At 61.9% G+C, this 13,636-nt stretch carries 12 protein-coding genes and 1 pseudogene; 4 read left to right on the top strand and 9 right to left on the bottom strand.

Annotation, left to right across the window (positions count from 1 at the left end; translation table 11 throughout):
• Nucleotides 1-376 precede the first annotated feature (376 nt).
• A complete protein-coding gene (ilvD, locus tag C9422_RS21965) occupies nucleotides 377-2,059 on the top strand; it encodes a dihydroxy-acid dehydratase (RefSeq protein ID WP_116582118.1) in 1,683 nt (560 codons plus the stop codon).
• Nucleotides 2,060-2,136: 77 nt separating this feature from the next.
• On the opposite strand, the gene C9422_RS32990 is transcribed toward ilvD, so the two are convergent.
• The 3 genes and pseudogenes from C9422_RS32990 to C9422_RS21955 all read right to left on the bottom strand — a co-directional run bounded on the left by C9422_RS32990 (nucleotide 2,137) and on the right by C9422_RS21955 (nucleotide 4,521).
• A complete protein-coding gene (locus tag C9422_RS32990; protein WP_371924827.1) occupies nucleotides 2,137-2,862 on the bottom strand; it encodes a methyl-accepting chemotaxis protein in 726 nt (241 codons plus the stop codon).
• A gap of 132 nt (nucleotides 2,863-2,994) precedes the next feature.
• Nucleotides 2,995-3,750: pseudogene (locus tag C9422_RS32985) on the bottom strand (MCP four helix bundle domain-containing protein); the annotation flags it as partial.
• A 96-nt stretch (nucleotides 3,751-3,846) separates the two neighbouring features.
• Entirely contained in the window at nucleotides 3,847-4,521 is a 675-nt protein-coding gene (locus tag C9422_RS21955) for a DUF2238 domain-containing protein (RefSeq protein WP_116582116.1), read from the bottom strand.
• Between the two features lie 158 nt (nucleotides 4,522-4,679).
• On the opposite strand from C9422_RS21955, the gene C9422_RS21950 reads away from it, so the two are divergent.
• Nucleotides 4,680-5,111, top strand: coding sequence for a nuclear transport factor 2 family protein (locus C9422_RS21950; protein WP_116582115.1), 432 nt, complete (start codon nucleotides 4,680-4,682; stop codon nucleotides 5,109-5,111).
• A 267-nt stretch (nucleotides 5,112-5,378) separates the two neighbouring features.
• On the opposite strand, the gene C9422_RS21940 is transcribed toward C9422_RS21950, so the two are convergent.
• The gene (locus tag C9422_RS21940; protein ID WP_116582114.1) at nucleotides 5,379-6,194 is read right to left on the bottom strand and encodes an AraC family transcriptional regulator; all 816 of its coding nucleotides are present in this window, start codon (nucleotides 6,192-6,194) and stop codon (nucleotides 5,379-5,381) included.
• 135 nt (nucleotides 6,195-6,329) lie between these two features.
• Between C9422_RS21940 and C9422_RS21935 the strand changes: the two genes are divergently transcribed.
• The gene (locus tag C9422_RS21935; RefSeq protein WP_116582113.1) at nucleotides 6,330-6,848 is read left to right on the top strand and encodes a carboxymuconolactone decarboxylase family protein; all 519 of its coding nucleotides are present in this window, start codon (nucleotides 6,330-6,332) and stop codon (nucleotides 6,846-6,848) included.
• Nucleotides 6,849-7,032: 184 nt separating this feature from the next.
• Here C9422_RS21935 and C9422_RS21925 read toward each other — a convergent pair whose 3' ends face one another.
• Both C9422_RS21925 and C9422_RS21920 read right to left on the bottom strand, forming a co-directional pair.
• Nucleotides 7,033-8,121 carry a polyamine ABC transporter substrate-binding protein gene (locus tag C9422_RS21925; RefSeq protein WP_116582112.1) on the bottom strand — a complete coding sequence of 363 codons (1,089 nt, stop codon included), beginning with the start codon at nucleotides 8,119-8,121 and terminating at the stop codon, nucleotides 7,033-7,035.
• Between the two features lie 55 nt (nucleotides 8,122-8,176).
• Complete coding sequence (locus C9422_RS21920; RefSeq protein ID WP_116582111.1) at nucleotides 8,177-9,478, bottom strand: FAD-binding oxidoreductase; 1,302 nt, start codon at nucleotides 9,476-9,478, stop codon at nucleotides 8,177-8,179.
• A 157-nt stretch (nucleotides 9,479-9,635) separates the two neighbouring features.
• Here C9422_RS21920 and C9422_RS21915 point away from each other — a divergent pair, with 157 nt between their 5' ends.
• Nucleotides 9,636-10,523, top strand: a complete 888-nt coding sequence (locus C9422_RS21915; protein ID WP_116582110.1) for a LysR substrate-binding domain-containing protein — start codon at nucleotides 9,636-9,638, stop codon at nucleotides 10,521-10,523.
• 348 nt (nucleotides 10,524-10,871) lie between these two features.
• Here C9422_RS21915 and C9422_RS21900 read toward each other — a convergent pair whose 3' ends face one another.
• From C9422_RS21900 to C9422_RS21890, 3 genes are all read right to left on the bottom strand, one after another.
• Nucleotides 10,872-12,380, bottom strand: a complete 1,509-nt coding sequence (locus C9422_RS21900) for a tripartite tricarboxylate transporter permease (RefSeq protein ID WP_007979103.1) — start codon at nucleotides 12,378-12,380, stop codon at nucleotides 10,872-10,874.
• A gap of 15 nt (nucleotides 12,381-12,395) precedes the next feature.
• Complete coding sequence (locus C9422_RS21895) at nucleotides 12,396-12,881, bottom strand: tripartite tricarboxylate transporter TctB family protein (RefSeq protein WP_116582109.1); 486 nt, start codon at nucleotides 12,879-12,881, stop codon at nucleotides 12,396-12,398.
• A gap of 1 nt (nucleotide 12,882) precedes the next feature.
• The coding region (locus C9422_RS21890) for a tripartite tricarboxylate transporter substrate binding protein (protein ID WP_102699832.1) at nucleotides 12,883-13,636 on the bottom strand (754 nt) is incomplete at its 5' end.

The raw sequence follows: 13,636 nt of genomic DNA, 5'->3' as shown, positions 1-13,636 counted from the left end.
CAGGGTGGGCACACAAGGCCGATGAACTGCATCGACCCCAGTTTTTTGTCCCTTCTGAACTGACTTTTTATCTTTATTGGCTTCAGCTACTTGAGCGACAGTGATTCCGTCGGCACGTCTCGAGGACACGCCAACTGAATAGGTCAAACCAAGTTGGGGCGAAGAATATCACGACATGGCTAACCCGCGCGTCTGTTCGCGACTGTGTGGTCCGGTTCAGGATCAAAAGATCGCAGCCTTCGGCAGCTCCTACAGGGATCTTTGCCTGTCCGCGATATCTGACCACTGTAGGAGCTGCCGAAGGCTGCGATCTTTTGCTCTTCGGGAGGAGAACTATACTCACTGGGCTTTTTCCGCCGAGGCTTGAGGTGTTGTCATGAGCGACAAAGACGATCTGCGCAAATATTCATCCCAAGTAATCGACGGCGTCGAAGCCGCGCCCGCCCGGGCCATGCTGCGCGCCGTGGGTTTTACCGATGCAGACTTCGACAAGCCGCAGATCGGCATCGCCTCGACCTGGGCCATGGTCACGCCCTGCAACATGCATATCGACAAGCTGGCGCTCGAAGCCGAAAAAGGCGCGAATGCCGCCGGCGCCAAGGGCGTGATCTTCAACACCATCACCATTTCCGACGGCATCGCCAACGGCACCGAAGGCATGAAGTATTCCCTGGTATCGCGCGAAGTGATCGCCGACTCCATCGAAGTGGTCACCGGTTGCGAGGGTTTCGACGGTCTGGTGACCATCGGCGGCTGCGACAAGAACATGCCGGGCTGCCTGATCGGCATGGCGCGGCTCAATCGCCCGTCGATCTTTGTCTATGGTGGCACCATCCAGCCGGGGGCCGGGCATACCGACATCATTTCCGTGTTCGAGGCCGTGGGCCAGCACGCGCGGGGCGACATCAGCGAAATCCAGGTCAAGCAGATCGAGGAAGTGGCGATTCCCGGCCCCGGTTCCTGTGGCGGCATGTACACCGCCAACACCATGGCCTCGGCCATCGAGGCACTGGGCATGAGCCTGCCCGGTTCCAGCTCCCAGGACGCCATCGGCGGCGACAAGGCCTCGGACAGTTTCCGCGCCGGCCAGCAGGTCATGGAGCTGCTCAAGCTCGACCTCAAACCCCGGGACATCATGACCCGCAAAGCCTTCGAGAACGCCATACGCGTAGTGATCGCCCTCGCCGGCTCGACCAACGCCGTGCTGCATCTGCTGGCCATGGCCAACGCGGTGGATGTCGAGCTGACCCTGGATGACTTCGTCGAGCTGGGCAAGATCTCCCCGGTGGTCGCCGACCTGCGCCCCAGCGGCAAGTACATGATGAGCGAGCTGGTGGCCATCGGCGGCATTCAACCGCTGATGAAACGCATGCTCGATGCCGGCATGCTGCACGGTGATGTGCTGACCGTCACCGGCCAGACCCTGGCGGAAAACCTCGCCGGCGTGCCCGACTATCCGGTCGGCCAGGACGTGATCCGGCCCTTCGACCAGCCGATCAAGAAGGACTCGCACCTGGTCATCCTGCGCGGCAACCTCTCGCCCAACGGCGCCGTGGCCAAGATCACCGGCAAGGAAGGCCTGCGCTTCGAAGGCACGGCGCGGGTCTATCACGGCGAGGAAGGTGCGCTGGCGGGCATTCTCAATGGCGAAGTGCAGCCCGGCGAAGTGATCGTGATCCGCTACGAAGGGCCCAAGGGCGGGCCAGGCATGCGCGAAATGCTCTCGCCGACCTCAGCGGTCATGGGCAAGGGTTTGGGCAAGGAGGTGGCGCTGATCACCGACGGGCGCTTCTCTGGTGGCTCGCATGGTTTTGTCGTGGGGCATATCACGCCTGAGGCGTTTGAAGGCGGGCCGATTGCGCTGGTCGAGAATGGCGACAGGATCATCATCGATGCGCAAACCCGGCAGATTACCGTTGATGTGTCCGATGCCGTGCTTGCGGAGCGCAAGACGCGCTGGGTGCGCCCGGAATCGAAATACAAGCGCGGGGTGCTGGCCAAGTATGCGAAGACCGTGTCCAGTGCTTCGGAGGGGGCTGTGACGGATAAGTATCTTTAAGGTCAAAAGATCGCAGCCTGCGGCAGCTCCTACAGAGGTACGCGATCCTTGTAGGAGCTGCCGCAGGCTGCGATCTTTTAAAGCCTGAACCGATCCACCGACTGCGACAGCTGCCCCGCCAGGCTGGACAGCTCATCCGTGGTCGAAGCCGTCTGCCCGATCACCTTGCTGTTGCCTTCGGACATGCCGGCAATCATCTCCACCTGATGGGCAATCTCGTTGCTGGCCAGGCTTTGCTCGCCGATGGTACGGCTGATGTCATTGACCAGTTGCGTGGTGTGCAGCGTGGCATCGAGGATCTCGCGGATGGCGCGCTCGACATCGGCCGTCACCGCCATGCCTTTGTCGACCTGGGCCACGCCCTCCTCCATGCTGATCACCGCCTCGCGGGTGCTTTGCTGGATGCGTGCGACCATGCTGGCGATCTCCTGGGTGGAAGCGCTGGTGCGCCCCGCCAGGCTGCGGACCTCATCGGCCACCACGGCAAAGCCGCGTCCCTGCTCGCCGGCGCGGGCGGCTTCGATGGCGGCATTGAGTGCCAGCAGGTTGGTCTGGTCGGCAATGCCCTTGATCACCTGGATGATGTTGAAAATCCCCTCGGACTCCTTGTCCAGCGTGCGGATCACCTGCGCCGACTGCTGCGCCGAACGCGCAATGCCGTCCATGTCGCTGACCACCTGGTGGATCACCCGGCCGCCGTCCTTGGCCAGGGTTTCTGCCTGATTGGCCATGTTCAGCGCCCGTTCGGCATGCCGGGTGATTTCCTCGATGCTCGCGGTCATTTCACTGGCGGCCGCGGCCATGGTGCTGGCCGCCGCGCTTTGCTGCTGGCTGCTGCCGGCCACCTCATGGCAGCCGTTGCTCAGCAGTTCGCTCATGCCGCTGACGCCGTGGGCGTTGCTGCGCACGACCTCGATCATGCCGCGCAAATCCCGTTGCATGGTTGCCAGGCTACGAATCAAGGCGCTGGCCTCGTCCTTGCGAGTGGGCTCGACAATCGGCTCGCTGAGGTTGCCATGGGCGATGCTCTCGGCAATGCGGCTGGCGGTTTGCAACGGGCCCATGATGCTCAGGATCGCCGAACGCCCCAGGGCCAGCAGCAACAACAGGCTGGCAATCAGCACCCCGCCCAGGGTCAGGTTGGCGTTGCTGATGGCAAGCACTGTGCCCTGGCTGGTCTGTTGCGTGTTGCTTTCGATCAACTCGCTGAGGGCCTCCATCTGGTCTTCCAGTTGGCTGAAGACGTTGTTGAACGTGCCCAGCTCCTGTTGCGCAGCCTCCGGGTTTTCCAGGGCCAGCCCGACGATGCGTTCGGCGGCGCTGATATAGGTGTCGAGGCTGGGCTTGATCTTGTTAAGGGCGGCCTTGATGGTGTCGTTGACCGGCAGCTTGAGGTTTTCCCCGAGCACATCGCGAAAGCGTTGGGCGTGCTCTTCGATGGAACTGCGCACCTCGGCTTTGCTGCTGGTGCTCTTGTTCAAGCCCACCAACATGGCCGACAGCACGTCGGCGCGCAACGCGTCGTGCATCATGTCGGCTTCGAGGTGATTGCGCAGCGCGGCCATGCTGACGTTGTTGTCGTCCACGGCCTCGGCCATCCGGGCGTTCCCCAGGTAACTGACCAGGCTCATGATCAACGCAGTCAGTAGTCCGGTGCCGATCAGCAATATCAAACGCAGTTTTATGGACACTCTGTGGTTCCTCTCTGGCACGTTGGACGGCGGGCTTGCACCGCGCGGATGGCACTCTTGAAGAGGTTATCGACGGGGCCACGCAGTAATTGAAGCCTATCCCCACAGATTGTGTTTTTTGCGACATGCGGTCGTCACCGGTTGCTTTTGCAGCATGCCACGCAGGGACACCAGCGACAGGCTGGCAAACGCACCGGCGACCGCGATGGCCATGTCCTTTTGCGAATCCCACGGATCGTTTTGCGCGCCGACGAAGGCCTTCGCCGTGTCATTGCCCAGGAAGGCACCGCCGATCCACTCCACCAGTTCGTACAGGGCGGAGGTCGACAGCATGATGTTGAGGGTCACGAAAAACAGCCAGAACCCGCGCAGCGGCGTCAGCCGCCACAGGACTTCGCGCACCGGATATGCCAGCAGCAGCCCGTAGCTCAGATGCACCAGCCGGTCGTAGTGATTGCGGTGAACACCCGATGCCTGCTCGACACTGAACCCGAACCACGCCGACGACCAGTGTTCGTAAGGAACCAGGGAATAGGTGTAGTGGGCGCCCAGTTCATGCACGCACAGAAACGCAAACACCAGCGTGATGGACAACGCCGACAAGCGAAACCGCCGAGAAACCGCGACCAGCGTCCCCACCAGCAACAGCACCAGCAGGTTTTCCAGCGCCCAGTCCACCCGGCTGCGGGGAGAAAAACCCGACACCACGACGATCACCAGGAACACCATCAGCAACGTCAAGTCGTGCCGTATACGTTGGTTCGGCTGCATGGCTGCAATACCTCGAAGTCAGGACAGCGCCCTTTTAACTTCGAGGCAAGGTCGCCGGGCAAGTTCGCTTTTTCCCTCCAGCGCATGATAAGTTGTACGATGACTGATGAATACTCATCCATTCATCGCGTCATCCCTACAACAACAAGGAAACACCCATGAAAAAAGCAAAAGTGCTGATTGGTTTTCTGTGCCTGTTCACCGGCTACGTCGTCGCCACCCCGGCCGCCGCGGACAAGGACGTGGCCCAGGCCGTCGACCACCTGACCCAGGCCATGCTGCACAAGGACATCCCGGAACTGAAAGCCTTGACCGCCGAGAACCTGACCTACGGACATTCCAGCGGCAAGATCCAGGACAAGCAGGCCTTCATCGCCGACATCGAAACCGGCAAAAGCGCGTTCAAGACCCTTGAGATGCAGAACCAGACCATCACCGTCTCCGGCGATGTCGCGCTGGTCCGCCACCATTTCTCGGCGCAAGCGCTCAAAGGCACCGAAGTGGTGCCCACCGAAATCGAGAATTTCCAGATCTGGCAAAAGCAGGACGGTAAATGGCTGTTGGTGGGACGGCAGGCGTTCAAGTTCTGATGCACTGCTGAGGCCACCACAAAACCTGTGGGAGCGGGCTTGCTCGCGAAGGCGGAGTGTCAGACACCCATGATGTCGACTGACATGCCGCTTTCGCGAGCAAGCCCGCTCCCACAAGGGGCTTTATGTCGTACCCGGAATTTGTGCACAGCAACATTCAACTGTGGGAGCGGGCTTGCCCGCGAAAGCGCCGGGTCAGTCAACACTTGTGCAAGCTGACACTCCGCCTTCGCGAGCAGGCTCGCTCCCACAGGGGATTTGCGGTGGTCAGTTGCCTTTCCACTCCCGCGGGCTCAGCCCGGTCTTGCGCCGGAACGCCCGGGCCAGCGCCGAGGGGCTCTCATAACCCACTTCCTCGGCGATCAGCGCTATCGGCCGGCCCTCGCGCAGGCGCTTCTGCGCCAGGCTGATGCGCCAGCTCACCAGGTAATCCACCGGCGTCTGCCCGACCACCCGGCGAAAGTGTTCGGCGAAACTGGCCCGCGACATGTTGGCGGCGACCGAGAGTTCGGCCACGCTCCAGGCCTTGGCCGGGCTTTGATGCATCAGGCTGAGGGGCCGCGCCAGACGCGCATCGGCAAGGCCCGCCATCATGCCCGGTCGCTGGCCCGTGGTGCTCAGGATGTGCCGCAGCAACAGAATCACCAGCAGCTCGAACAGGCGATCCATCACCGCTTCACGCCCGCACGTACCGTCGAACGCCTCCTTGAACAGCCATTCCAGGGTCCCGGCCAGGGTCGGGATTTCATCGAGCTTGAGCACCAGGTAATCCGGCAGCGCCGCCGCCAGGGCATTGCCCGCACCGCCGTCGAAATCCAGGGTCGCGCACACCAGTTGCGTGCCGGATGCTTCAGACGCAAACAGACGATGTCGATAGGGTCGGGGGAAAAAGATCAGGCTCGGCTCGGTCAGTTGCAGGTCCGGCTGGTCGCCCATTTTGAGCAGCAACTCCCCCGCCTGGAGCAGGTGTAAATGACCGCTGGCCTGTTGGCCGTCGTAGGCGACGGTGCCGCAGAACATACCGCTATGGAAAGTGCCGGCATTGACGCTGAAATGGGTGAGCAACGTGGACAGGCGATCCATGACAAGGGCTCCCGAAGGCAGTTCTGGACGATCTGTCGCATATCCTCGACGATTTGCATCCAATACGCCAGGCCTTCTCCCTAACATGAGCTCCGTACCCAGCGCATTCCGCGCCTTACATCACGGAGTATCACCATGACCCGCATTGCCCCGATCAGCCTGGAAAACGCCACCGACACCACCCGCCCGCTGCTGGAAGGCGTGCAGAAGAAAATCGGTTTTCTGCCCAACGTCTTCAAAGTCCTGGCCCACGCACCGGCCGTGCTGGCCTCGTACCTGCAAAACTCGGCCGCACTGGGCAAGACGTCCCTGAGCGCCACGGAAAAGGAAGCGGTGTCCCTCGCCACTTCGCAAGTCAACGGCTGCGACTATTGCCTGGCGGCTCACACGGTGTTCGCCGGCAAGGCCGGGCTGTCCAAGCAGGAGATCCTCAGCGCACGACACGGCGAGCTTAACGCCATTGCCACCCTCGCCCGCCAGGTCACCGAAAGCCGTGGCCACCTGAGCGCCGAGCAGATCGCCGCAGCCCGTAACGCGGGTATCGACGACGGCAAGATCATCGAAGTGATCGCCCATGTGGCATCCCAGACGCTAACCAACTACCTGAACAACGCAATCCTGACCGACATCGACTTCCCGGCCATCGACGCCTGAACCCATCTAGCGTAAATCCTGTCTGAAACATTCTGTCGGAGCGAACCGAAACCTGTGGGAGCGAGCTTGCTCGCGATCGCGGTGGTCCATTCAACATCAATGTTGTCTGGCCTGACGCTATCGCGAGCAAGCTCGCTCCCACAGTGATTTTGCTCAAGCTACAGATGTGCGCATGACGTAGCGATCAGGTATTGGTTTTCAGCTTGGTCCACAACCTCGTGCTGAGGCGTGCGATGGCCGCGGGCAAGTCCTCGACGGTGAACAGCTTATCCATCACGGTTTTCGGCGGGTAGATCGCCAGGTCCTGCTTCACCGCCGGGTCGACGAAGGCATCCGCCGCGCTGTTGGGGTTGGCGTAGTGGATGCTGTTGCTGATGTTGGCAATCACCTTCGGCTCCAGCAGGTAGTTCATGTAGGCGTAGCCGTTCTTCTCGTGTGGCGCGCTCTTGGGCATGACCACCATGTCCATCCACAAGGTGGAACCTTCGTCCGGGATCGAGTAGGCAATGTCGATCCCGTTCTTCGCTTCCCTGGCGCTGGCGGCCGCCTGCACGATGTCGCCGTTGAAACCGATCACCGCGCAGACGTTGCCGTTGGCCAGGTCGCTGATGTACTTGGACGCATGGAAATACTGGACGTAAGGCCGGATCTTCAGCAGTGCCTGCTCGGCTTTCTTGTAGTCGGCCGGCTCGTGGCTATGAGGCGGCAGCCCCAGGTAGTTGAGCGTGATCGGCAGGATCTGCGTCGGGTTGTCGATGATCGCCACGCCGCACTCGCTGAGTTTCTTGATGTTGTCCTCGTCGAAGAACAGCTTCCAGGAATGGGTGACGTCGGTACTGCCGAAGATCGCCTTGATCTTCTCGACGTTGTAGCCAATGCCCGCCGTGCCCCACATGTAAGGGAAGCCATACTGGTTGCCCGGGTCGTTGACCTCGAGCTTCTTCATCAATGCCGGGTCGAGGTTTTTCCAGTTGGGCAACTGGCTCCTGTCGAGTTTCTGGATCGCGCCGGCCTTGATCAGGCGCGACAGGAAGTGGTTCGACGGGCTGACCACGTCATAACCGGTATTGCCGGTCATCAGTTTCGACTCCAGCACTTCGTTGCTGTCGTGGATGTCGTAGGTCGCCTTGATCCCGGTGGCCTTGGTGAAGTCGGGCAAGGTGTCGTCGGCGATGTAACCGTTCCAGTTGGAAATATTGACGGTTTCGTCGGCGTAGGCGACAGCGGAAAAGGTCGAGATCAGGGCCACAAGGGAAAGCGTATTGACGCGCATGTTGAATCACCTTCGATGGGAAGTGCTGTTGTTCTTGTTGTGAAGTTCGTGTTGTTCAGACTTCGCTTCTGGCCCGGACCGTTTCCACGCGCATACGCAGCATGGCACCGATGTCGAGCAACGGCTTGGGCGGCAGCCAGCCGGGTTGTGCCCGCGAGATGACCGATTGCAGCAAGGGTGAATCACCGCCCGAGGCCATTTCCGCGAGCAAGCGCCCCCACAACGTGCCCCGCGCCACGCCGGAACCGTTGCACCCGGCCACGGCGAACACGCCCTCCTCGACCTTGGCAAAGTACGGTTGCCCGGAGCGCGAAGCGCTGAGATGACCGGTCCAGGTGTATTCGATGTCCTGCTCGCCGAGCATCGGGAAACGTCGTTGCAACCCCAGCACGTGGTGCTGGCGACGGGTCGACAGCTCGCTCAATGACAAATCCCGGGAGCGGTATTCCGCGGTGTTGCGGATCATCACCCGGCGATCCGGCGTCAGGCGTACCGTGGCGCCCAACGGACGGGTCGACAGCACACCCCAGGACGCTGGCGCACCCAGGGCTTGAAACTCTTGATCGCTGAGGGGCCGCGTGAGGCTGGCGCTGAGCTCCATGGCGAAGGTGCCGCTGTCGTCGATCCCTGAACGAGGAATGAAGGCGTTCAGGCAGACCAGCACCTGTTTGGCTTCAACGCAGCCATCTTGGCCCCGGGCACGGATCCGGCCGTCGCCGAGGCGCTCAAGACCTGCGATATCGCTGTTCTCATGGACCGTCACTGTCGGCGGCAAGGCATCGAGCAGGCCCTTCACGTACTTGGCCGGTTGCAGCAACGCATTGCCATTGCCGCACCAGATTCCGGCACGGTAGTGGCGGGTGCCGAGTTTCTCGATCAGTTGCTCGCCTTGCAGGAACAGCGCGCTGGCGCCAACGGCCCGCAAGGTCTGCAACTTGGCCTCGACGTCGCTCAGCTTGCGTGGATCGCTGACGGCAAAGAAATAGCCCGACTCCCTGAAGTCGCATTCGATGCCCAGCCGGGCGATCTGCTTGCGCACTTCATCGGCGGCGGCGCGGCCGATCGCCGTATCCACTTGATAGCCGGCGAACCCGGCGCTGCCCAACAGTTCGCTGGCGACGGGATGTTCGTGGGCCACCACAAACCCGGAGTTACGCGCCGATGCCCCCTGCGCAGCCCGCTGACGGTCAACGACCACAATGCGTGCCTGGGGGTGCATGTGTGCCAGGGCGTGGGCCGCGCTGAGGCCGGTAATGCCGGCGCCGATCACCAGCCAGTCGGCGTGCTGCGTGCCTTTTAGCGAATCGCGCAACGGAGAACTCCCCGCTTGCGCAATCCAGCCACAGATATTTTCCATGCGTCACCTCAGGTTCTTGTTCTGTGAACCGTCTCGATCAGCGCTTCATGCAGGATTCGCATAAATGGTTTTCGTGAACGGCGTCAATGACTAGAATCTAAAGGCTGATAACGCAGACAACCAACGTTATTAAATCATCGAGGCATTCTGAAAACGCATGGATAAACTACGCCACGTGCCTTCATTGCAGGGCTTGCAGGCCCTGGTCGAGGTCGCCGGGTCGGGCAGTTTCACCCAGGCGGCGCAAAAGCTCTGCCTGACCCAAAGCGCCGTGAGCCGACAGATCCAGCAACTGGAGAGCCACTTCGGTGTTGCGTTGTTCGTGCGCAGCAGCCGCAGCCTGCAACTGACCCCGGAAGGCGACCAGGTGCTGGCCAGCGCTCGCACTATCCTCGAACAATTGAGGTCGCTCGAAGACCGGCTCGCGCCAAAGCAACGCCCGTTCCGCATTCGCATGCACGTGTCACTGGCGGTGCGCTGGCTGTTGCCCAAGCTGAGCGATTTCTACCGGCATCACCCGGACGTCTCCCTGGCAATCGAAACCGTGGCCACGGAAGTGGTGGAACCGGCCAGTGACAGCGACGCCTACATTCTCTATCTGCCTGAGCCGTCCACGGCGCCCGATTGCCTGACGCTGTTCGAGGAAGCCCTGGTGCCGGTGTGTGCGCCCGGGCTGGGCACCCCGACCCGGCCATTGGCTTCGCTGGACGATCTGTCGGAGTTCGCATTGCTGCACCGCTCCTCCGATCAACATGACTGGCAGGTATGGTTGTCAGCCAATGGCGGCAAGGCGTTGCAGGAGTATCGGCATATCCCCTTCAACCTCGACGAACTGGCGCTCGATGCCGCCGCCCGGGGGCTGGGGGTGGCGATGACCGACATGACCCTGGCTGGCGAGTCGATCCAGCGCGGCGAACTGGTGATTCCGTTTGGTGAGCCATTGAAGACCCGGGGGATTTACTCGTTGTGCCTGCAACCCTCGGCGGCGTCGCATCCAGCGTGCGCGCCGGTCATGCAGTGGTTCACCGCACAAACCACTGCATGACCCTGTGGGAGCGGGCTTGCCCGCGAAGGCGTCGGGTCAGTCAACTTATCTGTTGAATGACACACCGCTTTCGCGGGCAAGCCCGCTCCCACAGGGTTGGTGGGTGTACGCAGTATTCATGAACGACCGAAATTACTGTGGGAGCGGGCTTGCTCGCGAAGGCGTCGGGTCGGTCAACTTATCGGTTGAATGACACACCGCTTTCGCGGGCAAGCCCGCTCCCACAGGGTTGGTGGGTGTACGCAGTATTCGTGAACAACCAAAATTACTGTGGGAGCGGGCTTGCTCGCGAAAGCGTCGGGTCAGTTGACCATTATTTCACTGACACACCGCCCCCACAGGGATTGCTCAATCATCCTCATGCAACTTGATCCCGCGTTTATGCAACACATGAGGCACCACCAGCACCAGCAGCGTCAGGGCGAGAAAGAACGCCGAGATCGGTTGCGTGACGAACACCGTCCAGTCGCCCTGGCCGATGGACAAGGCATTGCGCAGTTGTTTCTCGGCCATCGGCCCCAGCAGCATGCCGACGATCACCGGGGCGACGGGGAAGTCGAACCGCCGCATCAGCACCCCGCCCCAGCCAATCGCCAACATCAGCAGCAGGTCGAAGGATGAGTGGCGCATGCCATACACGCCGATGGTGGCGAATACCAGGATGCCGGCATTCAGGTACGGCCTGGGGATCTGCAGCAGTTTGACCCACAGCCCCACCAGCGGCAGGTTCAACACCAGCAGGATGACGTTGCCGATGTACAGCGAGGCCACCAGCGTCCAGACAAGGTCGGCGGAGGTTTCGAACAGCATCGGCCCCGGTTGCAGGTTGTAGTTCTGGAACGCGGCCAGGAGGATCGCCGCAGTCGCGGACGTCGGGATGCCCAGGGTCAGCAACGGCACCAGGGACCCGGTCGCGCTGGCATTGTTGGCTGCTTCGGGACCGGCGACACCCTCGATGGCGCCCTCGCCCTTGTTGGCGGAAAACTCCTTGGGGTACTTGCTGAGCTTGCGCTCGGTGGAATAGGACAGAAAGGTGGGGATCTCCGCGCCGCCCGCCGGAATCGAACCAAACGGAAAGCCGATCAGCGTGCCGCGAAGCCACGCGGGCACCGAGCGTTTCCAGTCGGCACGGGTCATCCACAACGAGGTCAGGCGATGCCGCCCTTCGTTCGCTTCCGTTTGATAGAGCAGGCTGTACAAGGCCTCGCCCACGGCGAACAAGCCGACCGCCACCAGCACCACCTCGATTCCGTCCACCAGTTCGGGAACGCCCAGGGTGTAGCGGGCAATGCCCGAGGTCGAGTCCAGGCCGATCAAACCGATGGTCAGCCCGACGCCCAGCGAAGCAAACCCTCGCAGCATGGAAGCGCCGAGCACCGCCGACACGGTGGTGAACGACAGCACCAGGATCGCGAAATATTCGGTCGGGCCGAAATTCAGCGCCAACCTGGCCACAACCGGCGCAAACAGCGTCAGCAAAACCGTGGCGATGGTACCGGCGACGAAGGAGCCTATCGCCGCCGTTGCCAGCGCAGGGCCGGCGCGGCCGTTGCGCGCCATCAGGTTGCCCTCCAGGGCCGTGACCATGGAGGACGATTCACCCGGGGTGTTGAGCAGGATCGAGGTGGTGGAACCGCCGAACTGCGCACCGTAGTAGATACCGGCGAACATGATCAGCGCGCCGGTGGGGTCGACCTTGGCGGTGATCGGCAACAGCAGGGCCACCGTCAGCGCCGGGCCGATCCCCGGCAACACGCCGATGGCGGTGCCGAGCAGGCAGCCGATGAACCCCCACATCAGGTTGATCGGCGTCAGTGCCGAAGAAAACCCCATCGCCAGGCTTGAAAGAATGTCCACGGTGTCGATCTCCTTTCAAAGCCAGATGTTGATCAGCGACGGCAGAGAAACCCCCAGCCCGGCGTTGAACAGCCAGTAGATCGGCAGGGTCAGGGCAATGCCGATGGCCAGGTCCCGCAGCGGATGACGGCTGCCGAACCCCCGCGCCGAACAGGCGAACAACAACCCGGCGGCCAGCACAAAACCGATGAGGTTGATCAATAGCGCCACCCCGACAAGCCCGGCGGTCACCCAGGCGGCGCCGGTTTTTCCACCGGGCACCGTGCCTGCGTCGTCGTTATCCAGCTCGCGAAAACCGCCGCTGAGCGCCTGATAGCTCAGCAACAGGCCCACACCGCCGAGAAACGCCGCCACCACATAGGGGTAAACGTAGGCCGGGAGGATGACAAAACCCATTTCCGGCGGAAACCGGTAGGCCCCCATCGCCAACACGACGCTGATGGCGATCAGGCCGATGCCGACCGCCAATTGCGTCGGCACCACTGTGCGCAGTGTGGCCATCTCAAAGCAGCCCGACCTTGACCAGCATGGCGTGCAACCGCACATGTTCTTCGTCGACGAACTTGCCGAACTCATCGCCGGTCAACACGCTGGGGGTCCAGGCGTTGGTCTGGATATTGTCCTGCCAGACCTTGCTCTTGGTGGCGGCCACCACAGCGTCGATCACCTCTTTACGCTGCTCCGGGGTGAGACCCGCCGCACCGTAGACGCCGCGCCAGTTGCCGATCGTCACGTCATAGCCGCTCTCCTTGAGGGTCGGCGCGTCAATGCCGGGAACACGCTCCGGCGCGCCGATGGCCAGGACACGGAACTGGCCGTTCTTGATGTACTGGCCCAGCTCGGCGAAACCGCCGGTGATCACCTTGAGCTGGCCGCCCAGCGCCTGGGCGACCACCTCGCCGCCGCCACCAAACGCCACGTAGTTCACCTTGTTGACCGGCACGTCCAGCTTGCCCGCCAGCTCGGCAATGCCGATGTGATCCACCGAGCCCTTGGAGCCGCCGCCCCAGGTAATGCTCGTCGGGTTGGCCTTGAAGGCCTTGATCAGGTCATCGAGGGTCTTGTATTCAGACTCCTTGCGCACGGCGATCACGTTGTACTCGGTGAACAACCGGGCAATGGGCGTCACATCCTTCAGGCTGATCTGCGATTTGTTCTGTTCGATGCCCGCGACCATGATCGCCCCGACCACCAGCAACGCATTCGGATCGCCCTTGGTGCTGTTGGCAAATTGCGCCAGCCCCAGGGTCCCGCCC

The sequence above is a fragment of the Pseudomonas sp. B1(2018) genome (assembly GCF_003097365.1).
GTDB classification, from domain to species: Bacteria; Pseudomonadota; Gammaproteobacteria; order Pseudomonadales; family Pseudomonadaceae; genus Aquipseudomonas; species Aquipseudomonas laurylsulfatiphila.
Note: the sequence above shows the minus strand (reverse complement) of the source record. Positions and strands in the feature narration are given on the sequence as shown.

Excerpts from the sequence above, each read along its gene's own strand:
- ilvD (WP_116582118.1), top strand. The coding sequence starts at position 377 with ATGAGCGACAAAGACGATCTGCGCAAATATTCATCCCAAGTAATCGAC.
- C9422_RS32990 (WP_371924827.1), bottom strand. The coding sequence starts at position 2,862 with ATGGCCGCGGCCGCCAGTGAAATGACCGCGAGCATCGAGGAAATCACC.
- C9422_RS21955 (WP_116582116.1), bottom strand. The coding sequence starts at position 4,521 with ATGCAGCCGAACCAACGTATACGGCACGACTTGACGTTGCTGATGGTG.
- C9422_RS21950 (WP_116582115.1), top strand. The coding sequence starts at position 4,680 with ATGAAAAAAGCAAAAGTGCTGATTGGTTTTCTGTGCCTGTTCACCGGC.
- C9422_RS21940 (WP_116582114.1), bottom strand. The coding sequence starts at position 6,194 with ATGGATCGCCTGTCCACGTTGCTCACCCATTTCAGCGTCAATGCCGGC.
- C9422_RS21935 (WP_116582113.1), top strand. The coding sequence starts at position 6,330 with ATGACCCGCATTGCCCCGATCAGCCTGGAAAACGCCACCGACACCACC.
- C9422_RS21925 (WP_116582112.1), bottom strand. The coding sequence starts at position 8,121 with ATGCGCGTCAATACGCTTTCCCTTGTGGCCCTGATCTCGACCTTTTCC.
- C9422_RS21920 (WP_116582111.1), bottom strand. The coding sequence starts at position 9,478 with ATGGAAAATATCTGTGGCTGGATTGCGCAAGCGGGGAGTTCTCCGTTG.
- C9422_RS21915 (WP_116582110.1), top strand. The coding sequence starts at position 9,636 with ATGGATAAACTACGCCACGTGCCTTCATTGCAGGGCTTGCAGGCCCTG.
- C9422_RS21895 (WP_116582109.1), bottom strand. The coding sequence starts at position 12,881 with ATGGCCACACTGCGCACAGTGGTGCCGACGCAATTGGCGGTCGGCATC.